At 59.6% G+C, this 22,181-nt stretch carries 18 protein-coding genes and 2 pseudogenes; 7 read left to right on the plus strand and 13 right to left on the minus strand.

Annotated elements, in window-relative coordinates:
- Nucleotides 1-197, minus strand: a 197-nt coding sequence (locus WB528_RS16445; RefSeq protein WP_423889469.1) for a squalene/phytoene synthase family protein, incomplete at its 3' end; no start/stop codon positions are given.
- Between the two features lie 184 nt (nt 198-381).
- On the minus strand, nt 382-621 hold the full coding sequence (locus WB528_RS16450) for a hypothetical protein (RefSeq protein WP_423889470.1): 240 nt from the start codon (nt 619-621) through the stop codon (nt 382-384).
- 445 nt (nt 622-1,066) lie between these two features.
- Here WB528_RS16450 and WB528_RS16455 point away from each other — a divergent pair, with 445 nt between their 5' ends.
- Nucleotides 1,067-1,567 (plus strand): hypothetical protein, encoded by a 501-nt coding sequence (locus WB528_RS16455; RefSeq protein ID WP_423889471.1) that lies wholly within the window; start codon nt 1,067-1,069, stop codon nt 1,565-1,567.
- A 138-nt stretch (nt 1,568-1,705) separates the two neighbouring features.
- On the opposite strand, the gene WB528_RS16460 is transcribed toward WB528_RS16455, so the two are convergent.
- From WB528_RS16460 to WB528_RS16475, 4 genes and pseudogenes are all read right to left on the minus strand, one after another.
- Complete coding sequence (locus WB528_RS16460; RefSeq protein ID WP_423889472.1) at nt 1,706-4,099, minus strand: efflux RND transporter permease subunit; 2,394 nt, start codon at nt 4,097-4,099, stop codon at nt 1,706-1,708.
- Nucleotides 4,100-4,316: 217 nt separating this feature from the next.
- A complete protein-coding gene (eutC, locus tag WB528_RS16465) occupies nt 4,317-5,096 on the minus strand; it encodes an ethanolamine ammonia-lyase subunit EutC (protein WP_423889514.1) in 780 nt (259 codons plus the stop codon).
- A 9-nt stretch (nt 5,097-5,105) separates the two neighbouring features.
- Nucleotides 5,106-6,686: pseudogene (locus WB528_RS16470) on the minus strand (B12-binding domain-containing radical SAM protein); the annotation flags it as partial.
- A gap of 144 nt (nt 6,687-6,830) precedes the next feature.
- Nucleotides 6,831-8,213 carry an ethanolamine ammonia-lyase subunit EutB gene (locus tag WB528_RS16475; protein WP_423889473.1) on the minus strand — a complete coding sequence of 461 codons (1,383 nt, stop codon included), beginning with the start codon at nt 8,211-8,213 and terminating at the stop codon, nt 6,831-6,833.
- 264 nt (nt 8,214-8,477) lie between these two features.
- Here WB528_RS16475 and WB528_RS16480 point away from each other — a divergent pair, with 264 nt between their 5' ends.
- Nucleotides 8,478-10,217 carry a methyl-accepting chemotaxis protein gene (locus WB528_RS16480; RefSeq protein ID WP_423889474.1) on the plus strand — a complete coding sequence of 580 codons (1,740 nt, stop codon included), beginning with the start codon at nt 8,478-8,480 and terminating at the stop codon, nt 10,215-10,217.
- 98 nt (nt 10,218-10,315) lie between these two features.
- On the opposite strand, the gene WB528_RS16485 is transcribed toward WB528_RS16480, so the two are convergent.
- From WB528_RS16485 to WB528_RS16510, 6 genes are all read right to left on the minus strand, one after another.
- Nucleotides 10,316-10,465, minus strand: coding sequence for a hypothetical protein (locus WB528_RS16485; protein WP_423889475.1), 150 nt, complete (start codon nt 10,463-10,465; stop codon nt 10,316-10,318).
- A 426-nt stretch (nt 10,466-10,891) separates the two neighbouring features.
- Complete coding sequence (locus WB528_RS16490) at nt 10,892-12,592, minus strand: methyl-accepting chemotaxis protein (RefSeq protein ID WP_423889476.1); 1,701 nt, start codon at nt 12,590-12,592, stop codon at nt 10,892-10,894.
- 47 nt (nt 12,593-12,639) lie between these two features.
- Nucleotides 12,640-13,101, minus strand: a complete 462-nt coding sequence (locus tag WB528_RS16495; RefSeq protein WP_423889477.1) for a cache domain-containing protein — start codon at nt 13,099-13,101, stop codon at nt 12,640-12,642.
- A gap of 338 nt (nt 13,102-13,439) precedes the next feature.
- On the minus strand, nt 13,440-14,963 hold the full coding sequence (locus WB528_RS16500; RefSeq protein ID WP_423889478.1) for a UxaA family hydrolase: 1,524 nt from the start codon (nt 14,961-14,963) through the stop codon (nt 13,440-13,442).
- A gap of 79 nt (nt 14,964-15,042) precedes the next feature.
- Nucleotides 15,043-15,819, minus strand: coding sequence for an HpcH/HpaI aldolase family protein (locus tag WB528_RS16505; RefSeq protein ID WP_423889479.1), 777 nt, complete (start codon nt 15,817-15,819; stop codon nt 15,043-15,045).
- 247 nt (nt 15,820-16,066) lie between these two features.
- Nucleotides 16,067-17,176 (minus strand): malate/lactate/ureidoglycolate dehydrogenase, encoded by a 1,110-nt coding sequence (locus WB528_RS16510; RefSeq protein ID WP_423889480.1) that lies wholly within the window; start codon nt 17,174-17,176, stop codon nt 16,067-16,069.
- A gap of 111 nt (nt 17,177-17,287) precedes the next feature.
- On the opposite strand from WB528_RS16510, the pseudogene WB528_RS16515 reads away from it, so the two are divergent.
- Nucleotides 17,288-17,404: pseudogene (locus WB528_RS16515) on the plus strand (ABC transporter substrate-binding protein); the annotation flags it as partial.
- 322 nt (nt 17,405-17,726) lie between these two features.
- On the opposite strand, the gene hpaR reads toward WB528_RS16515, so the two are convergent.
- Nucleotides 17,727-18,248: a homoprotocatechuate degradation operon regulator HpaR gene (gene hpaR / locus WB528_RS16520; protein WP_423889481.1), complete on the minus strand. Its 522-nt coding sequence runs from the start codon at nt 18,246-18,248 to the stop codon at nt 17,727-17,729.
- Nucleotides 18,249-18,474: 226 nt separating this feature from the next.
- On the opposite strand from hpaR, the gene WB528_RS16525 reads away from it, so the two are divergent.
- From WB528_RS16525 to WB528_RS16540, 4 genes are read left to right on the plus strand one after another with little or no spacing between them, the layout of a single operon-like run.
- Nucleotides 18,475-18,873 carry a 5-carboxymethyl-2-hydroxymuconate Delta-isomerase gene (locus WB528_RS16525; RefSeq protein ID WP_423889482.1) on the plus strand — a complete coding sequence of 133 codons (399 nt, stop codon included), beginning with the start codon at nt 18,475-18,477 and terminating at the stop codon, nt 18,871-18,873.
- Nucleotides 18,866-20,404, plus strand: coding sequence for a 5-carboxymethyl-2-hydroxymuconate semialdehyde dehydrogenase (gene hpaE / locus WB528_RS16530; protein WP_423889483.1), 1,539 nt, complete (start codon nt 18,866-18,868; stop codon nt 20,402-20,404). Before WB528_RS16525 ends, hpaE begins: the two co-directional genes overlap by 8 nt.
- Before the next feature lie 5 nt (nt 20,405-20,409).
- Nucleotides 20,410-21,393, plus strand: a complete 984-nt coding sequence (gene hpaD, locus WB528_RS16535) for a 3,4-dihydroxyphenylacetate 2,3-dioxygenase (RefSeq protein ID WP_423889484.1) — start codon at nt 20,410-20,412, stop codon at nt 21,391-21,393.
- 14 nt (nt 21,394-21,407) lie between these two features.
- Nucleotides 21,408-22,172 (plus strand): molybdate ABC transporter substrate-binding protein, encoded by a 765-nt coding sequence (locus WB528_RS16540; protein ID WP_423889485.1) that lies wholly within the window; start codon nt 21,408-21,410, stop codon nt 22,170-22,172.
- Nucleotides 22,173-22,181 lie beyond the last annotated feature (9 nt).

Below are 22,181 nucleotides of genomic sequence, written 5' to 3' on the forward strand. Positions count from 1 at the left end.
GCCTCCAAGAGGTCGATAAGCGCGAGCTTTTCGTCTCCGCTCAGTGTCTCATGATCGGCGATATCGTCGGCGGTTCTGACAAAATTATAAAACGCGAGGATCAGCGCCCGATGACGCGGATGGATGATCCACGACGCGACCGGAAAATTCTCGTCGCGGTGGCCCTTGCCGGATCGCCATTCGCTAGCATTGGTCATCTTGAAGGCTGGCTACGCTGTTTTGGAGTTCTGGATGCCCGAAATATTCCGGCACGCGCGCGGAACTTAGGCCCCATATAGGCGAATACGCTACCAAAACCAATGCCATCCGCACATGCCGGCGAACCCTGACCGCGCCCCGAAGACGGGGGCGGCAGGCGTTCGCTGGGCGGCTTTTGAGGCCTTACTGGCCGTGATCGGTTAGAACGTGATCGCAGGATTTGGTGAGCTTGGCGCGATTTTGCTGCAAGCAGTTCAGAACGGTGATGTCGCTGTCATTCATCACCATACGGCAGAATTTCTGAACGTCGTGAGCGCAGGCTTTCTGCTCTTCCGGCGTTCCGCTGTGTTGTTGTTGCTGGGCCATGGCCCCGCCGGAAACCGACAGCGACAGCAGAGCAGCAACCAAGAAAGATTTACGCATTGTGTTCCTTTGTTCTTACGGCGGGGATTCCAACCCGAATAGCACAGGCATCAGCGGGGCGGGGTATTCAGATTGCAAAGGCCGCTGCTTGCAATAAGCAGAAACGCTGGCAAATGCGGCCAAATTTGCGGCGACCGTCTCCCTAAATTGCGGCCCTCGAGGGCAGATTCCGAGGAGCACGTAACCGACTGGTATCACAGAACATTTTTCTGGATATTGGCGCGAACGATTGTCGCACGGCGAGAACGTCATAATATCCGAACCCGCGGGAGATTCCTGAGCAAAAAATGCGATTGCCGCTATTTTGTTTCAGGCATGAATCAAGTTCCGCCGCGGACGGCAAGTTCGAATGTCCGTTTGAACCAAACCCTCTGCTGGAGCACCAACCCACATGCGCGGAAGATATGCTGTGCGCGGAAACGTCACATTCGAAGGGGATTTCAGCATGAAATACTTGGGCTCAAGCTTGATCGGTCAAGCGGCAAAGGCGGGCGCCGTTGTTGCCGCGCTGATGTTGTCGACATCAGCCGGGCACGCGCAGTCACGCCCGTTTGCAGGCTTCGACGGAGCCTGGTCCGGCACCGGAACGGTTTCGCTCTCGGACGGCTCGACCGAGCGGCTGCGCTGCCGGGCGGTCTACCAGATCGACAACACCGGGCTCCTGTTGAAGCAAACCCTCCGCTGTGCCAGCGACAGCTATAAGTTCGATCTTGCCAGCGACGTCACCAGCCACGGCGATCATATTACCGGCAACTGGTCGGAGACGAACCGCAATATTTCTGGCAGCCTGCTAGGAACCGCCGGCAGCGGCAAGATCGACGTCACGGTCGAATCCTCCGCCTTTACGGCAAGCCTGACGTTGCGGACGAGCGGCAACAAGCAAACCGTTCAGATCAGCTCCAAGGGCGACATCAGGGGCGTATCGATCACGATGGTGAAGGGCTAGGGCCTATCCGGTTCTGATGGAATCAGAACCGGGCTCTACTTTTTTGTTTTGACGCGTTTTCTACCGCGGATAAGTCTACCCAATCTGCGTAAACTTGATTGCTATGCGAACCGGTTCCCGCTTCGCCAGAACACGCTATTACCCGTTCTTGCCTGATTGCGGCGCTGGTCCCGCGGGATGCATCATTCCGCGGATCCGCTGCGACAGGGTAATCAAAAACATTGACGTCGGGCGCAGGATGAAGAGGTCCGCCACCAGCGCCGAGACCATCGAAAATGCACTGAGCCAACCGAACAGGCGCAGAGACGGCAGCGCGGAGAACACCGTCACCACCAGGCCGCAGGCGAGCACTACGGTTGTCAGGATCAATGCGGGGCCCATCAGCACCGTCGCCCGCTCGACCGCAATATCCGGCGTCACGCCGGGCTTGGACTCGAGCCTCAAGCGGTTGAGGAAGTGAATCGTGGCGCTGAGCCCCAGCCCGAACGACACCGTGAGCGCGACAACGCTGGCGAATTGCAACCCCTCCCCGAGCAGCCAAAGCACCGTGCCGGACATCACCACCGGGAAAATTCCAGGCAGAATGCAGGAGAACATCACGACCACCGAGCGGAAGGCGAGCCCGATGAAAACCGCAACGAGCGCGAACTCGATGGTCAGGCCGCGGTTGAGTTTTTCGATCATGTTGGCGGAATTGCGCGCGGCAATCGCCGAAAGGCCGGTGACCGCGATCTCGTAGCCTGGATGTGCCTTGCGCACGGCGTCGAGCGATTGATCGAGCTTCTCGACCACGGGAAGGATCTGGCTTGAATCGAGGTCGGGCACCCTGCCCGACACCACCACCGCGTCCTGGTTGGCGTCGATAAAGCGCTGCACCAGATATTTGGGAATGACGCTGACATATTCCTTGAGCGTCGCGACGTCGGAGCTACCCGCCTTCTCCGCGAGCCACCGTCGCAACGTCTCCAGCGACCAGACGTTGCCGACACCGGCCTGCTTCTCTACCTGCGAATGCACTTCCGCAATGGTCTGCAAGGTATCGGGCGAATAGAGCGATGCCCCCTTCGGGAATTCGATCAGCACATCGATCGCATTGGCGCCGGTCAGCTTGGCGTCGAGCCGGCTGCTTGCGGCAACCGCCTGCTGCCTGTCAGGCACCTGATCGGCGAGCCGGTAACGGGGCTGCAGATTGGCGTAGACCACGCCAAGACTGCCGACGAACAGCACTGCAATGAGGCTGTACAGGCCGGGACGGCTGACCATGCGTACCGCGATCCAGTAGCAGAAATTTCGCAACATCTGCACACCGACATCGGCACTGCGAAACTTGACCGCGAAGGTATGTTCGTTGCGCACAAGCAGGACGCCGAACACCGGCACCAGCGACAGCACCGCGATAAGCGCGATAATGGTCGCGGCCAGCCCGGCCTCGCCGAACTTGCGGATCAGGTCGGAGTCCGAGAATTGCAGGGCGATGAAGGAAATCCCGGCCGTACCATGCGTCAGGACGCAAGCCGGCCCCACGACCAGTACGGCGTTCCGAAACGCCGTGTACTTATCCTGTCCCGCGATCAGGCGGTCGCGCGCGGCGAAGGTGAGCTGCATCGAGTCGGAGAAGCTGATCACCATGATCAGCGGCGTCATCACGTTCAGGAACATGTTGAGATTGAAGTTCGCCCAACCGAGGCCGCCGAGCGCGAGCAGAATGGCGATGATCGGCGGAAACGCCGCAATGACCATGAACGATATCTTGCGGAAGAAGATGATGGCAATGATACAGCCAGCCAGGATGCCGAGGATGTTGTAGGTGAGGCCATCGCGCTCGACCGCATTGCGGATCTCGAGCTGCATCACCGGTACGCCGGACAATTCCACGTTCAGCCCGGTGCCGCCAAGGTCTTCCTTCATCAGCTTGCGGATATCGCCAACGGTCTTGCTGAGCTTGTTGGAGGCGACAACGTCCGGCTCGAGCGACAGCACGATCAGTGCAAGCGTTCCGTCTTCCGACAGCAGCTTGCCGCGAATGAGTTCGTTCGATTTCACCGTCTCGATGAACTTGTCGTAGTCGGCGCCTTGCGGCAATTCGGACGGGAATAGCGCAGCAGGGAATTTGCCCGGCGCCGGAGCCTGCCGCGCCGAGAACAGCGAAATCAGCCCGCGGGTGCCCTCCACCAATTGCAGATCGGTGACGAAGTCGCGGAGCTTTTCGAGATTATCGCGCGAAAGCAGCTTCTTGCCTTCGACCACGACGAGCACGTCGAATTCCGTCGCCGGGAAGCGCTTGATTTCCGATTCATATTGCCGGTATTCGCGGGAATTGGAACGGAAAAGCTGACTTAGGGAATCGTCGATCTTGATGCGTTGAATTCCGAAAATCGCACCGATGACGAGCGCAACCAGAATAAGGCAGGACAGGATCGGCGCCTGGACCGCAATGAGCCCGATCCGCTCGAGCCCGAAGGCGATACTCGCCGTCGGCCGCTGCTCGACTTTCTCGACATGGACTTCATTGTCGCTGTTCTTTTCGAGCATTGCCCTGTCCAATTCTCATAACGGCTCAAATAGCTGCAGAAAGTGACAAAAAACAAATCGTACCTGGAAAACTTCCGCTGATGGGCGCCGCGCGGCAATAGCCCTTGAAAACACGCGATATTTTGCGGATGAGGTGTAGCAGGTCCAACCTGCTTCTCGCAAGCTGCGGACCAAATGGCGCACTGCGACGGTGCCACAATCCCACGGAATTTTGACGTTAGCTTGAATTGGCGGCGATAGCTTGGCCCATCCGGACGCCGCTTTCGTCCTTGAGCCCCACGCCGGTCGATTTCCGCGTCAGACCTTCGCGAATCAACCAGCCGATCCTTGCCGCGGCATCGTCGTAGCCGAGCCCGCCGCCATGAATATTGGAAACGCAGTTGCGCTTCTCATCGGTCGTTCCGACGACCGGCGCGAAGGTCAGATAGACCCCGAGACTGTCTGCGGCTGAAAGACCCGGCCGCTCGCCGATCAGCATGACGGTCATCCGCGCACCGAGGACATCACCGATCTCGTCGCCCAATGCCACGCGTGCGCCTGTCGCAACGGCGGCGAGGCCGATACCGACGCTGTCTGCCGCCAGTAACGGAAGCAGCCTTCGCAGGAGAGCGATCGCATGCGCGTTGACAGCCATCGGGGAAAGCCCGTCGCCGATGACGATCGCGAGAGGACTTATCTCGCCACCACGATCCGCGAGCCTGGCCCGTGAATCTTCGTCGAGCTTGCGCCCGAGATCCGGGCGGGCAAGGTAGTCCTTGCGGTTAGGCGCGCGGCTCGAAACGCGTATCGCTACGAGACCAAGATCGGCGAGACCTTGCAACAGACGTTCGGTGTCGAAGGCTGCGTGAACAGCGTCACGCGCCCGCGCATGATCGAGGGTGAATTCAAGCAGTGCCTTGGTCGGCAGACTCGCGCCCGTGACACCCAGCGCCACGCGCGCGGGCGTCAGCTCCCGCAGGCGCTCAAGCGATGTCGCCGGCGAAACCTCGGTCTTCATGAGAGTTGACTCGGCAGGCACGGAGACCTCACGCAACCGCATGGAGTAGTTCGACGCTTTTTGCCGGCCACGGGATGCTGCGCGTGCGAACATGATGAGGTGGTGTCCGACCATCATCGACTCGATGAGATGCTCGATCTCTCCGCGGGCCAGACGCCGCACGGCAAATTTCCAGAACTCGAGCTTGTAGTCGCCGAGGATGCCGACCTTCCAGAAGATGTTTCGCAGCATGACCAGGCCGAGCCTGACGTTTGGCCACGTCAATCGCTTGTCCGAGGGCGGCTTGATTCGGTTCGTGTAAGTTTGACGGATCTGATAATCATAGCGCTGCAACAGCTTTGCAGGTTCATAGGCAGAGCCCATGCATCTGCGCCAGGAATCGACGACCTCGTCATACGGCCGGCGAAAATCGACATTGGACTCCCGCCCCTCGTCTTCGATCAACCGGTTTTCCTTGAGCAGGCGATCCCAGAGCGGTGTCTTCGGCAGCGCCTGAAGCAGATTGATGGTCAAGAGCGGAATTTGGGATGTCTCGATGAACTGCATCAAATGCTGTTCGGTTTCCGGCTTGTCGGTATCCAGCCCGAGAATGATCCCCGAGACCACTTCCATGCCGTAGCTATTGATGGTCCGGATGCCTTCCATGATGGGGACCATCATGTTGTGATCCTTGTGCATCGCCTTCAGCGCCACCGGATCCGGCGTTTCGATGCCGCAGAAAATCGTGCAGAAATAGGCCTCGCGCATCCCCGCCAGGATTTCCGGACGCTTGGCGATGTTCAACGTGGCCTCGCAGGAAAAGCGCAGGACGAAACCCGTCTTCTTCTGCCACTCGACCAGATGTGGCAGCAGGTCGAGTGCCGCCTTGCGGTTGCCGATGAAATTATCGTCGACGAAATAGACCGAGCCGCGGATGCCGCATTCGAGCAGCTTGTCGAGCTCGGCGGTGATCTGTTGCGGCGTCTTCAGGCGCGGATTACGGCCATAAAGCCCCGGTATGTCGCAAAATTCGCACTGGTAGGGACATCCGCTCGAATATTGAATGCTGCCGAGCAAATAACGCTTGAGCTCGGCCAGCTCATAGGCGGGAAGCGGGAAGCTTGTCATGTCGAGACGCTCGACCGTCTTGAACACGACTTGTTGCAGCGGGCGCGACGGTTCGCGGGCGAGACGCGCAATCAATTCGTCGGTCGCATCGCCGAGTTCACCGACATGCAGGTAGTCGAACGACGGATAGTAATCGGGGCACGCGCTGACGGACGGCCCCCCAATCGCAACCGGCAGATCGAACACGTGGGCACGGCGGCAAATGTCGTTCATCTGATGCCGCTGAATATGCATGCCGCTGACAAAAACGGCTTCCGCCCACTCGAAATCCTCCTTCGTCGCGGGGCGCATGTTTTCGTCGATGAAGCGGACCGGCCAGTTTTCGGGCAGGTAAGCCGCGATCAGCAACAGCCCTTGCGGGGGCATGAAGGCCTGAACGCCATCGGTCAACGGATAGGAATGCTCAAACGTGCCGAACGACGGCGTATAACGCGGAAAGACGCACAAAATGCGGCGTACAATCCCTACGCTTTCAGCTCTCATCGCGACCTCGGCGCCTTCCACTTCACAAGTTAATCACGGAGCCCGCAGGCTGTGCCACAAATTTTTCTGGATTATGGCCACGATCTAACTCACCAATGACCGGAGAGTTGCAAACGCGGGAGGCAAATAGGTCTCAAGTGGCTGTCAGGCAATCATCTGACGCGCAAAATCCGGCAACAAATCCCTGTTACCAGCAAGATGGAAGTTTGCATCCGCCAGGCCCGCGCGGAACAGCCAGTCATCGAACTCCGGCGCACGCTTCAGGTTGAACAAGTCTCGAACGTAAAGCGCATCGTGAAATGACGTCGATTGATAATTCAACATCACGTCATCGGCGCCCGGCACGCCCATGATGAAATTAACACCGGCTGCCGCAAGCAGTGTCAGCAGGTTGTCCATGTCGTCCTGGTCGGCCTCGGCATGGTTGGTGTAGCAAACGTCGACCCCGAGCGGCAGGCCGAGCAGTTTGCCGCAAAAATGATCCTCCAGCCCGGCGCGAATGATCTGCTTGCCGTCGTAGAGGTATTCAGGGCCGATGAACCCGACCACGCTGTTGACCAGTAATGGGTCGAAAGCACGGGCGACGGCATAAGCGCGCGCCTCGCAGGTCTGCTGATCGACCCCATGATGAGCATTGGCGGAGAGCGCCGAGCCCTGCCCGGTTTCGAAATACATGACGTTCTTGCCGACGGTGCCGCGCTGGAGCGATCGGCCGGCGTGATCGGCTTCCCGCAACAAGGCAAGGTCGACGCCGAAACTCCGGTTGGCGGCTTGCGTGCCGGCGATCGACTGGAACACCAGATCGACGGGCACGCGCTCGGCGATCAATCGAAGCGTCGTCGTGACATGCGACAATACGCAGGCCTGGGTCGGAATTTGCAGCCGGCCAATGATCTCGTCGAGCAGATGCAAGAGCCTTCCGACCACGGCGGGGTCGTCACTCGCCGGGTTGATGCCGATGCAGGCGTCGCCGGCGCCGAGCAGGACGCCATCCAGTATCGATGCGGTAATGCCCTTCGAATCATCGAAGGGATGGTTCGGCTGCAACCGCACGCTCATGCGTCCGTTCAAGCCGATCGTATTGCGAAACGCGGTCACGACTTCGCATTTTTTTGCCGCCAGGATCAGATCCTGGTTACGCATCAATTTTGACACCGCCGCCGCCATCTCCGGGGTGATCCCTCGCGAGATCGTCTTGAGAACGGCCGAACTGGCCTTTGCGGAGAGTAGCCAGTCGCGGAACGATCCGACCGTAAGCGAAGATACGATGGCAAAGGCTCCGGAATCGTGGCCATCGACGATCAGGCGAGTGACCTCGTCGGTCTCGTAGGGAATAACCGTCTCGTTGAGGAATTGCTTGAGCGGCACCTCGGCCAGCGCGATCCGCGCGGCAACCATCTGCTCGGCGCTTTCCGCGGCAATACCGGCAAGGCAATCACCTGAGCGCCGGGGACTTGCCTTGGCAAGGAGATCGCGAAGATCGTCAAAAACATAGACGGTATTACCGATGACGTGCCGATAGGCCATCTCTGCTCCGGTCGGTCAACGTCCGTCAAAATCCGGCGTTGAGCCTAACATCTCGCAGTGCATCATGCGACACATCGGCACCCCCCAGCCTGATAACATATTGGTACAACTCGCCGCTATAAACTCAGTTTACTGGTATACCAAACGCCAGAATAGTGGTTGAAACACTACCCAAATGCCTAAGACTTGGTCGAAATTTACATTTTCTACATGAAGATTTCACATAGTTTCTGGTGACGGTCGTCGCCAGGGATACCAGATACCATGAACTCTGTTGTGCAGTCGGGCTTCAAGAAGGGCTCAAGCTTTTCCCTTGCCTTTAAGCTGTATTCGATTTTTGCCCTGTTTGCGGTTCTGATCGCAGCCATCACGGTGTTGTCCGACTACAACACACGCCGTAACGCCGAACTCATCGAGTCCATCGAAACCGCGAACCAGGCTGCGCTCAATGTCGAGCGTGTCAACTCGCTGGTCTATGCGGTGGTGATGGAATCCCGCGGCATCTACATGTCGCCCGAGCTGCCGTTGATTAAAAAGTACGGCGACGGCTTGCATAAATTCAGCGACCAGCTGGTGGGCGTCGTCCACAACTGGGAATCCATTGTCCAGGCTGACGACGCCGAACAATTTGCCGCCTTCAAGAAGCGAATTGATCAATTCGTCGAATTCCGCAAGGAACTTGTTCGCCGCGCGATCGAAATCAGTCACGACGCCGGCCGGGAATGGGGCGACAACTCAGCCAACCGCGACGTGCGCATTGCCCTCAACAAAGATCTGGCGGCGCTTTCCAAAGTCTACGCGGAGCGCGGCAGGAAAATAGTCCAGGAGTCCACGCTCAACCATCAACTCTCCTTTCTCCTGACTTGCCTCGGCGTACTGGCGCTGGTGTTGGTAGGCGTCGGCGTCTTCATCATTGCACGCCTGGTGGCGCGTCCGCTTTCGGTGATCACGAGCGCCATCAAGCAAGTCGCGGAAGGTGCGGAGGGCGTCGAGGTTCCGCATATTCACCGGCAAGACGAAATCGGCGCGCTTGCCCGCGCGATCCAGATCTTCCAGGAATCGATGGATCGCAACCGTGACCTCAATTCGCAGGCGCTCCTGGATTCCAAGGCGCGCGAAGAGCGCACCCGGCAAATTGAGATTTCAGTAGAAGCGTTCCGTGGCGCGATCGGAAGCGTGCTGGGCGCGGTAAACGATAATGCTTCCGCCATGCGCGATACCGCGCAGTCGATTTCCGGCGTGGCAGCCGACGCCAGCGGGCGGGCGAACGCCGCGGCGCGGGCGACCGAACAGGCCTCCAGCAACGTTTTCGCGGTAGCAAGCGCCGCAGAAGAGCTCTCTACCTCGATCGAGGAGATCGGCCGGCAGGTTCGTCAATCGGCGGAAGTCGTCGAGCAGGCCGGGCAGCGCACCGAAAAATCGGTCGCCGAAATCGAAAGCCTCGCCGCAGCAACTCAACGCATTGACGGCGTGCTTAACCTCATTCAGGCAATAGCCCAACAAACCAACCTTCTGGCTCTGAACGCCACGATCGAAGCCGCGCGCGCGGGCGAAGCCGGCCGCGGTTTTGCCGTGGTGGCCCATGAAGTCAAGGCACTCGCCGGCCAGACCGCCAAGGCGACTTCCGAAATCGGCCAGAACGTCAGCTTGATTCAGGCCTCGACGCGAAACGCGGTCGAAGCCGTGCGCGAAATCGGCACCGCCGTCCGCGAGATCAACGAGGTTACCAGCAACATCGCGGGCGCGGTCGGACAGCAGGATGCGGCCACACGCGAGATTTCGCAAAACGCGCAGCTCGCCGCTGACGGCAACTCGACCCTCGTCGCCAATATCGGATCGCTGAGCGAAGCCATCGAGAACACCAACAAGGGCGCCTCGTCGGTCCTCACGACGTCGCGCGAACTCGCCTCGACGGCAGAACTGCTATCGCGCGAAGTCGAAAAATTCTTCGGTGATCTGCGCGCCGCAAGCGAGAACTCTCCGCGAACCGGCACGAATAACTAGGGTTCCGCAAGGCGAAAGACGCGCTATCGCGACCTGACCATGCGCTGGACGCATCCGTCCAGCGCATGGATTGGTTTGACGAACGCGACGCGAACGTCTCAGAACCAGGGATAGATGAACTGAACGCCGCCCACGATGACAAATGCCATCGACATCGCAAGCCCGCTGACGCTGAACATCGCGATCTGATTGAAGAGGTTGGTTTCTTTCGCAGTGAACGCGTTGCGCGCGATTGACATTGTTTGCATTTTAGCCCCCTGAAATTTGTTGCATTGCTTCTGCTTTTCGCAAGAACAAACTTACCGGGTCAGGATGAAAGGGAGCTTACGAACGCTGGTTGAACGCGGCCTGGGAAGAGCAATTGTGAAGACTAGGTTAAAGAATGACTATCTCAGCTGATCGAAGGCGCAAATTCAGCGTTGCCAAAATCGAAGCTTTCGCGCTTGCGCCGCGGGTATGATGAAGCCGACAATCTTCGAGTGGCGACGACATGGCCCGCATTGGTGAGTGACAACAAGGCCATTGCATCGGAAGCGGCGTCAATCCGCATGCAAGGCGGGCGGTTGAAGGGAGCTAAAGCATGATCCGGAAAGGTGCTAGCGGTTTTCCGAAAGAAATCACGCGCAATCAAAAAATTAAGGCGCGATGACGATTCATCCAAACCTCGTCGCGCTTTAGGCGGCCCGGACGGTAGCGAGGAATTTCACTACTTCAGCCTTCAGGCGCTTGTTTTCCTCAGAAAGCAATTGAGCCGACGAAAGCACCTGGGCAGACGCGGAGCCAGTATCGCCCGCGCGGCGGTCGACGTCCGCGATACTGCTGGCTACCTGCGAGGAGCCAACGGCCGCCTGCTGCACGCTGCGGGCGATTTCATGGGTCGCTGCGCCCTGCTCCTCGATGGCGGCCGCAATCGCGGCGGCGATTTCGGATACTCGCCCAATCGTGCCGCTGATCTCCTTGATCGCCAGCACCGAATCTTGAGTTGCCGTCTGCATTCCGGCGATCTGCGTACTGATCTCGCTGGTGGCCTTGGCGGTCTGAGCGGCGAGCGCCTTGACCTCTTGGGCTACCACCGCAAAGCCCCGGCCAGCTTCGCCGGCCCGGGCCGCTTCGATGGTTGCGTTGAGGGCCAGCAGGTTGGTTTGCTCGGCAATCGTGGTAATCAATTGAGTAACATCACCGATACGGCCTGCCGCGAGAGACAGTTCAGCAATACGCGCGTCGGCTTTTTCGGCCTGGTTGACCGCTTCTTTCGCGATCCTGTTGGATTCCGTGACCTGGCGTCCAATTTCACCGACGGAACTGGACATTTCTTCCGTTGCCGCCGCAACCGACTGCACGTTGCTGGAGGTTTCCTCGGAGGCGCCCGCCACAACCGTGCTGAGTTCTTGTGTCGCCGAGCTGCTCTTGGTCAGGATGACGGCCGAGTTCTCCAGCTCGCCCGACGCAGTGCCCACCTTCTCAATGATATTGCCGACAGCGGTCTCGAAAATCTCCGCCAGATTGTGAAGCTCGGAGCGTCGGGTCAGCGCCAGTTCGCGATTCTTTTCTTCACGTTCCGAGGTCTCCCGCTCAGCCTTGGCAATAGCCTGTGCCTTGAAATCCTGGATCGCACGAGCCATCTGTCCAACTTCATCCCCGCGAGTCAGCCCCGGCAGGTCAACGTCAAAATTCCCGACCGCCAGTTCGTGCAACGCCTTTGACATCGCGACCACCGGGCGAGAAATGCTCCTGCCGATCAAAAACGAAGCGACGATGCCTGAAAATGCCACGATCAGCAGGACCAATGTCAGCATCAACTGCTGCCGATCAAGCTTCATCCCGGCACGGGCAATCTCGCGATCCTTACTATCGGAGCTGCGTGTGATCAGATCGTCGGTCAGCTTCGCTATTTCGATGAAATTTCGCTCGGCGCCCTTGATGAACAAGAGCGCCGATCCGGCGTCGCCGTCGGCCATTTCGATCGCGTTCTTCGCCTGCTTGAGATAGCCCGAAACGGCGGCGTTGAGCTGTTCCAGTTTCGCCGGCTTGGATTCGCCTTGAACGGCTTCGACGGCCTTCAGGGCGTCGGAGATCTTTGCGGCGGAGGTCGACGCCTCCTTGGCGAAAGCCGCAATCTTCTTTTCGTCCTGTTCACTCGACGCAGTTGCCGCCAGACGATACAGCTTGGCATACGAAATCCAGGCCGCGGCAGTGAGATCGTTCGCAAGTTCCGATTGACGCACGGGCCCCGAGAAAAGCGCGTCGACGGCCGCCTGATTGGATCGCAGCGCCATCAAGGCATAGACGCCAACGCCGATCAAAACAAGCACCAACAGGGCGGGCGCGAACTGAACTTTCCAGGACAGTCCGACGTTTCTGATCCAGCCGAACATGTGAACCCTTCAAATACAACGATCGCGAACAGAATGACTATCGAGCGTCAGGACTTGTAGATGCCTGCACACACCGCGGTATTGTCCAGCTTTTCGCAGTACATTTCCTTGGGCTCGACCTTTTTGGTCACCGGATTGACGAACTTGTAGTCTTGCCAGAACGATGCTTGCTTGCCAGCGAGTTCGACGCGCTCCTTGACGTAGAGCTTGCCGTCGACGTCCTGTGCATCGCTCATGTCCTTGCCGATAAATTTCTGGTTCGATCCGTGCGCCAGCACTTTGCCGTCGAGCTGATAGACCACGACATACAAATCGCGATCGTGGAACTGGCTGGCCTTATCGTCGATCACGGGGTAAGCCTTATCGGGACCCTGTTCTTTGATGAACGCGACGGCTTTCTTGACCATAGCGACGGCGTCATCCTTGGTTTCGCCGCTACCGGCCGCAAAGGCTCCGGTAAAGGTCAACGTGGTGAAAAGGGCGACAATCAGTGGCTTTCCTCGGCGCATGTTCAATTTCCGCTCCATTGATGGTATGACTCTACGGTCACCAACAAGGAGTGTCACAAAAGAGTGAACGGCTCGTTAAGCTTTTCCAAAGGGAGTGAAAACCTTGGTATCGTAATACGATATAAACTTGGTCACGCAAGCAGCAGGAAGGGCGAAGCGAAGCCAGGACGTTAGCGCAAGGTTTGGCAGGGAAGTCGGGCGGGTTCGGCCGCGTAGTCCGCACTGTGCGGCCGAACCGGTCATCAACTCACCGGTCTTTTCGGAAAAGACCGAAGCCTGCAAGCCGACTCCACTTCCGCATCCTATTCGGTAAATCTGGCCGGGAGGACGGGACGTCGCTACATCGTCGCGCCAAGCACCCAGGGCGCGAATTCGGCGCCTCCAAAATCAAAGCTCTCGCTCTTGGTCGGCTGGCCCGAGGCGGTCCTCAACATCAGGTCGAAAATCCGCTGGCCGCATTGCTGCACCGTCTCCTCGCCGTCGAGGATGGTGCCGCAGTTGACATCCATGTCGTCTTCCATGCGCTTGTACATGGACGTGTTGGTCGCGATCTTGATCGAGGGCGCGGGCTTGCAGCCGAATACGCTGCCGCGGCCGGTGGTGAAGCAAACGAGATTGGCGCCTCCCGCCACCTGACCGGTGGCTGCGACCGGGTCGTAGCCGGGCGTGTCCATAAAGACGAAACCCTTCTTGGTCACCGCTTCTGCATAATTGACGACGTCGACGAGATCAGTGCTGCCAGCCTTCGCCATCGCTCCCAACGACTTCTCCAGGATGGTGGTCAGCCCGCCGGCCTTGTTGCCCGGACTGGGATTGGCATCCATTTCGGCGCCTTCGCGCGCGGTGTATTCCTTCCACCAGCGCATCAGCGCCACCAGTTTCTCGCCGACCTCGCGGCTGACCGCGCGCCGGGTCAGCAGATGTTCGGCGCCATAGGTTTCCGGCGTCTCCGAAAGAATGACCGTCCCGCCGTGCCGAACGAGAAGATCGCTCGCAGCGCCGAGCGCGGGGTTCGCCGAGATGCCGGAATAGCCGTCCGAACCACCACATTGCAACGCTACCGTCAACTCGCTCGCCGGCACCGGCTCGCGCTTGACCTTGTTGGCATCGGTCAACGCCTCGCGCACAAAGGCAACGCCGGCCTCAACCGTCTTGCGGGTGCCGCCAATTTCCTGAATTTCGAGTTCGCGCAGGCGTCCGGCGAGTTTCTGCTCCTGCATCAACCCCCCGATCTGATTGACTTCGCAGCCCAAGCCCAACACGACGACGGCGGAAAAATTGACGTGCCGCGCGTAGCCGCCAAGCGTCCGGCGCAACAAAGTCAGCGGCTCGTTTTGCGTCATGCCGCAGCCGGTCTTGTGCGTGAGCGCCACCACGCCGTCGACGTTAGGAAAATCGGCGAGCGGATTGTCGCCGGTGAATGGATTTTTCTTGAAGACATCCGCCACCATGCCGGCCACATGCGCGCTGCAATTCACTGATGTGAGGATGCCGATATAGTTGCGGGTGGCGACCCGCCCGTCAGGACGGCGAATGCCCGCGAACGTCGCAGGCAAATCGAAGTTGGGCACCGGCTTCACATCGACGCCGAACGCATAGTCTTTAGCGAAATCGCCCATGCCGCAATTCTGGGTGTGAACGTGCTGACCCGGCGAAATCGGCTGCGTCGCAAACCCGATGATCTGGCCGTAGCGGCGGATCGGCTCGCCGACGCCGATCGCGCGTATAGCCACCTTGTGGCCGGCCGGAATGCGTTCGACCGTGGTGACGCCGTCGGCAACCACCAGGCCCGCCGGCAAGCTTGATCGCGCGATCAGCACGCCATCGTCGGGATGCAGGCGAATGACGGGAGCTGGGGACATCGGCGTCTCCTATAAGATGAGCGAATAGTGAGTGGCGAGCAGCGAATGGACTTGCCCATTCGCTACCCGCTATTCGCCTTCAGGCCTTGCCGCCCGACTCCTTGCGGGTCTGCGCGATCTGCATCCGCGCATAAGTGGCCATCAATCCCACTTCGTTGAACAGCGTCACCAACTTGAATCCCATGTTGATCGCGCGCAGCGCGCCATCGGCGCCGGAGCAGTGAATGCCGGGATGAAGCCCGCGCTTATCGCATTCCTTGACGATTTTCTCGTAGATCTTGAGGATCTCCGGCTCGTCGCGATCGAGCTTCGGCACCAGCCCGTAGGAGAAGCCGAGATCGGACGGCCCGATATAGACACCATTGATGCCTTCGACGTCGAGGATCGCGTCCATGTTGCCGATCGCCGTCCTGGTCTCCATCATCGGCAACAGCACGATCTCATCATTGGCAGTCTTCTGATAGCTGCCGGCCGTGCCATACAGGCCAGCGCGGATCGGGCCGTTCGAGCGCGTGCCAACAGGCGGATATTTGCTGTAGGCCACCAGGTTCTTGGCCTCTTGCGGCGTGTTGATCATCGGGCAAATGACACCGTAGGCGCCGCCATCGAGCACCTTGCCGATGATGCCCGGCTCGTTCCAAGGCACCCGGACCATCGGCGTCACCGGATGGGCGTGCATGGCCTGGAAACATTGCACCATCGAAAGATAATCCTGCACGCCGTGCTGCATGTCGACGGTGACGCTGTCGAAGCCGCATTGCGCGATCACCTCGGCCGAGAAGCCGGACGGGATCGCAAGCCAGGCGTTCACGACCACCTTACCCGATGCCCATATTTCCTTGATCTTGTTTGCCATCATTCCTTCCTTTGCAAATCGTTTCGTCAAATGCCGCTTGGCCGCGAGGCCTTTCAGCAAACCTCATGCCCGCTTGTAGCCCCGAATGACGGCCTTGGCTCGCGAAGATCGCGCATTACTGGTGCGGCGAATTTGAAGTTCCTGTCAGGATGGCGGTAGGTTCGTAATAGGGACTTCAAATTCAAAGCCGCACAAACATATTGCAGAGCTGCTTTGATTCCGGAGTTCGCATCAGAGGTCGCCGCAATCATTTGCGAACTTCGGAATAGGAGCTCTGGGCTGCCCTCTGGATGCTTGCCTCGCCGACCCCGACCTCGCGGGCGGTGTTGACGATCGCGGCCCAGGTATCGTCCGGCAGCGGAATGCCGTTTTTGGTGCGCTCGGCGCGCGTCTTGCGCTCGGCATCGCCGGGGATCATGACCGGCCCGCCGCCGGCCACCGGCTTGGTCTCGCGGATGAAGTCGACGTAACGGGAAATCTCGCCATCGAAGAAATGCGCGGGATCGACCACCTTGGGGTCGATATAGAAGGCGAGCATGCCGTTGGCGAAGCGCCGGTTGGGCGCGGTCGCCCCTGTCCCGGTCAGCGCGCCGCCGAGCAGTTCGCAGATGAACGCCAACCCCGAACCCTTGTGCTCGCCGAAAGCGCGGATCGCGCCGGTACCCTTGGTGTGATCGCGCGGACCATCTGACGTGTAAGGACCGTAGAGCACGTGCGGGTCCTCGCTCAACGTGCCGTCGGCATCGATCAGCGCGCCCTTGGGCAGTTTCTTGCCGCCGCGGCTTGCGACCAGGCATTTGCCTTCGGCGACGATCGAGGTGGCAAAATCGAGCACGATCGGATCCTGACCCTCACGCGGAACGCCAACGCAATAAGGCGCGGTCGACAACCGCTTCTCGACGCCGCCATAAGGCGCGACCAGAAGCGAGCCGGCCGCATTGACGAAATGCACGGAGACCAGGCCTTCGGCGGCCGCCATCTCGGCCCAGTCGCCGACTCGGCCGATATGTCCGGCGTTACGCAAAGCGACCGCGGCAAGCCCCGCCTTCTTGCATTTTTCGATCCCGATCCGCACCGCCTCCGGCGCCACGGTCTGTCCGTAGCCGAATTTGCCATCCACCACCGCCAATGACGGCGTATCGACCACAAGCTCCGCAGTCTGGTTCGGGATGACCGAACCCATCTTCTTCCACCTGATGTAGACGGGCACGCGGATCACGCCATGGCTGTCATGCCCGGTGAGGTTCGCGGTCGTCAGATAGGTCGCGATTCGCCGCGCTTCCTCTGAGGCCGATTCAGCGTGATTAAAAACATCCGCAACAAAATCGATGAGATGTGGAACCTGTATCGTGACCATTTCAACTGTCGCTCTTCCTGGTTTGGCGTTTGTCTTGTCGTGACGCGCTACGCATTCACCTTGGCATGACCGCCGAGATAGGCGGCGCGGATGGCTTCATTGCCCCAGGATGTTCATTCGACCGACGCGTTTGGAACAGCGGGCGGCAAGGCTTTGTCAGCGGCTCTGGAAAAATTGGGCACACCGGCCGTGCTCGACCAGGGTTATGCCAATCAGAGTCAGGACTATGCCGATTTTGATCGTGGAAGCCCGCGCGTTGGCGGCGGTGATGACATAGGGCGCAGCGATGCCCGCAGCCAAACCGGCCGCAAATTCGCGTCTTGTCAGTCTCATTCAATCCTCCCTGGAACCGTGCTTTTTCGCCGGTTCTTATTGGTTTTTCGCGTTATGCCCGCAAAACCTGCGGCGCGATCCGTGTACTTACGAACTCTTGTATCCTAGTAAATTGATATTGCCGCGATTTGGGGCGGCGGCTCAAGCTCCGTATCTCATCCCTGCAATGCGGTAATGAACGATGCCTAAATGCTCGGCAGATAGGGATTTGCGTTTGCTATTCGTCTTCCGAGGACGCGCCATTCTTTACCGCGAGCGCCGCCAGGCTATCTTCCAATAGGACCAGCATGTCCTGAAGTTCGGCGAGCTTTTGCGCGCCGCAGTGCTGCGTAATCGCGGCATAGATGGCTTCAGAGGTCGGCGCGACAAGTTCGATCAGCTTCACCCCTTTTTGGGAAATCGAGACGACGCTACGCCGCAGATCGGCCTTCGCCGTTCGGCGCTCGATGAGCTGGCGCGCCTCGAGATCGCGCAAGATCCGCGACAGGCTTGGACCGAGCAGAAAGGCGACACGTGCCAATTCGGTCACTTCGATCGTATCGACCGCCGCCAGCGCCCGCAGAATCCGCCACTGTTGTTCGGTCAACCCGTGACGGCGCAGCGACGGGCGGAATTGCTTCATCACCGCTTCCCGCGCGCGCAAGAGCGACATCGGCAGCGATTTGGAAAAGTCCCGCATCGGAATGCGGCGCTCGACCGGGTGCGCGCCTTCACTCCCGGCCGGTTTTTTTTGCGTCATCGTCGTGTCCTTGGCCCGAACAATATCGATCCCACGCAATCGGGAGGTTGCACCGCACAAACTCCAATTTGATTTGCCCGGCACAATTTAACATGTTAATCATATTCCGGCATCCAGATTTTTACGTTCCTCACCAAGGGCGACACAATCCATGTCGATGATGGCGTCTCCCGCCCCGTGAGCCGCTATTCGCCTCATCGAAAGCGTCAAGTGGAGTAGCCTCGCCATGCCGCATTTTTCGATCGAATACTCCGCCAATCTCGATACACGCGTCGATATGGCAAAGGTAGTGGAAGTCGTCCGCAAGGCAGCGGTCGAGACCGGCACCTTTCCCCTCGGCGGCATCCGTGTCCGTGCAGTGCGATGCGAGCATTCCGCGATCGGCGACGGCAATCCGGAATTTGGCTTCCTCGACATGGTGCTGCGGCTCGGCGAAGGCCGTGATCTTCAAACCCGCAAAAAAGCAGGCGAGCATGTTTTCCGCGCGCTGTCGGCCTGCCTCGATCCGGTTTTTGCCCAAAGCAAGTTCGCATTGTCATTCGACATGCAGATCAATGACAAGGAAACCAGCTGGAAGCGCAACAACATTCACGAGGCTTTGAAAGCCGAGGCCGCACATGGATAAACCGACGCCGAAATCCGACCAGTTTCAAGCCAACCTCGAGCGTTCAGCGCCGCTGCTTGCGAAACTCAAAGCCGACGGCATCTCGCACATGATCGGCGGCAAGAGCGTGCCGTCGATTTCCGGCGCCAGCTTCGAGACCCGATCGCCGATCGACAGCGCCGTGCTTGCAAACGTGGCGCGCGGCAACGCTGAAGACATTGACCGCGCCGCAACTGCCGCCAGCCTCGCTTTCAAGGCCTGGCGCGATATTGGCGCCGCGATGCGGCGGAAGCTGTTGCGTCGCGTGGCCGACGCCATCGAAGATCATGCCGACGACATCGCCGTGCTCGAATGCATCGATACCGGTCAGGCTTATCGCTTCATGGCGAAAGCGGCGATCAGGGCGGCGGAGAACTTCCGCTTCTTCGCCGACAAATGCGCGGACGCCCGCGACGGGCTCAATATGCCCAGCGAAGAACACTGGAATGTTTCGACGCGCGTGCCGATCGGCCCCGTCGGCGTCATCACGCCATGGAATACGCCGTTCATGCTCTCGACCTGGAAGATTGCGCCGGCGCTCGCCGCCGGTTGCACGGTCGTGCACAAGCCCGCCGAATGGTCGCCGGTCACCGCTGACCTGCTGGCCAAGCTCGTCAAGCAGGCGGGCCTGCCGGACGGCGTCCTCAATACGGTTCACGGCCTGGGCGAGGAGGCCGGCAAGGCGCTGACCGAACATCCGGCGATCAAGGCGATTGGATTTGTCGGCGAAAGCGCGACCGGTTCGGCGATCATGGCGCAGGGCGCGCCGACCTTGAAGCGGGTGCATTTCGAGCTCGGCGGCAAGAATCCGGTGATCGTGTTCGACGACGCCAATCTCGATCGCGCGCTGGATGCGGTCGTCTTCATGATCTACTCGCTGAATGGCGAGCGTTGCACATCCTCCAGCCGGCTCCTTGTCCAGCAGAGCATTGCAGACAAATTCATCGAGAAGCTCGCCGCCCGCGTAAAGGCGCTCAAGGTCGGTCATCCGCTCGATCCCGCAACAGAAATTGGGCCGCTGATCCACGAGCGGCACCTGGCAAAGGTCTGCCGCTATTTCGACGTGGCGCAGAAAGATGGCGCGGTCATCGCCGTCGGCGGAGCGCCGCATGACGGTCCCGGCGGCGGACATTATGTGCAACCGACGCTCGTCACCGGCGCGAGCCGCGGCATGCGTGTGGCGCAGGAAGAGGTGTTCGGACCATTCCTGACCGTCATCCCGTTCCGCGATGAGGCCGATGCCGTCGACATCGCCAACGACGTGAAATACGGACTCACCGGCTACGTCTGGACATCAGATATGGGCCGGGCGTTGCGCGTCGCGGATGCGCTGGAAGCCGGCATGATCTGGCTGAATTCGGAAAACGTCCGTCATTTGCCGACACCGTTTGGGGGCATGAAGGCGTCCGGCATCGGCCGCGATGGCGGCGACTATTCCTTCGATTTCTACATGGAAACAAAGCATGTCTCGCTGGCGCGCGGCACGCACAAGATCCAGAAACTGGGGATTTAGCCGCGATGCCCGTTCCGCAACATGTCTTCGATCCCCCCTTCAACATCGTCAGAAGCAGCCACGCAATCCTTGACGTGGTGGATCTGAATGCAAGCTGCCAATTCTACGAAAACGCCGTCGGCTTGCATGTCGAGGACCGCGGCAACACGGCGATCTATCTGCGCGGCAGCGAGGAACACCAGCATCACTCGCTGGTGCTGCGCAAAGCACCGCACGCCGCCTGCCATCGTCTGGGCTTCAAGGTCGGCACGGAAGAAGACCTCGACAAGGCGGCAGCGTTCTTTTCGCAGAACGGCGTCGCTTACGCTTTTGTCGAACAACCGTTCCAGGGCCGCACCCTGCAATTCTCAGATCCCTTCGGTTTCCGCATCGAACTCTATGCCGTCATGGACAAGCGTCCGCATCTGCTGCGCCGCTACGATCTCTACAAAGGCTGCCACCCGCAGCGGCTCGATCACTTCAACGTCTTTGCCGCCGAGGTGCAGGATACGGTCGATTTCGACGCGCGGCTCGGCTTTCGATTGACCGAGTACGCCGAGGAAGACGGGCCGGAGCGGCGGATCGCGGCCGCATGGCTGCATCGCAAGGGCAATGTACACGATTTCGCGATCACCAACGGCAAGGGCCCTCGCCTGCACCATTTCGCCTACTGGGTGCCCACCGCCATGAACATTCTGCATCTGTGCGATGTGATGGCATCGAGCGGATACCTCAAGAATATCGAGCGCGGGCCCGGCCGGCATGGTATCTCGAACGCGTTCTTCCTTTACGTCCGCGACCCCGATGGTCACCGCCTTGAACTCTACACCAGCGACTACTTCACCGGCGATCACGACCATACCCCGATGCGCTGGTCATTGAACGATCCGCGCAGGCAGACGCTGTGGGGCGCACCGGCCCCGCGCTCGTGGTTCGAACAGGGATCGCCGTTTCCGGACCAGGCTGTGCGCGAACCGCAGTTCGTCGCCGACGTGACAGTGGCTGATTAGAATACGGAGACCTTATGAAGATGTCGTTGATTGTCGCAGCCGCCTCAATGCTCGGACTGACGACAGCCCTGTCACCGATGAGCGGCGCGCATGCCGCCGAGTTGAGAGTGCTGGCGGGCGGCTCGCTGCGAAGCTTGTTGACCGACCTGGGCCCGAAGTTCGAGCAAGCCTCCGGCCACAAGCTCGTCATCCACTTCGACACCACGCCCAATCTGATCAAGGCAGCGTCTAGCGGCGAACCCTTCGACGTCGGCGTCGTGCCGATCGACGTTTTCTATGACGCTGACGCAAAGAGCCATTTTACGCCGCCGGTCGAATTTGCCCGCGTCGGCTATGGCGTCGCGGTCCGCTCGGGAGCGCCAAAGCCGGATATCAGCACGCCAGCGGCCTTCAAGAAGACGCTGCTCGACGCAAAATCGATCACGTTTCTGCCGGCAAGCGCGGCTGGCTCGTATATTTTGAGGCTTTTCGAGCGGCTTGGCATCGAAGACCAGATGCGGGCCAAGACCATTGCCCAGGACCAACCGACCGGAATTGTCCCGGCCGTCGTCAATGGCGATGCGGAACTGGTGGTGTTCGTGAATAACGTCCTGACCGCCCCGGGCATCGACATCGTCGGCCCCTTCCCCGCCAAATACCAGCAGGAGCTGGTATTCCCGGCTGCTCTTGCGGTCGATACCAAGCAAAAAGATGCCGCCAAGGCTTTCATCGACTTCATCATGTCGCCGGCGGCCGCCGTCATCGTCAAGGCCAAGGGCATGACCCCCGGCCAAGGCTAAAGGTCCGCA

Origin of the sequence: Bradyrhizobium sp. (genome assembly GCF_049586575.1) — a bacterium.
Taxonomy (GTDB): domain Bacteria; phylum Pseudomonadota; class Alphaproteobacteria; order Rhizobiales; family Xanthobacteraceae; genus Bradyrhizobium.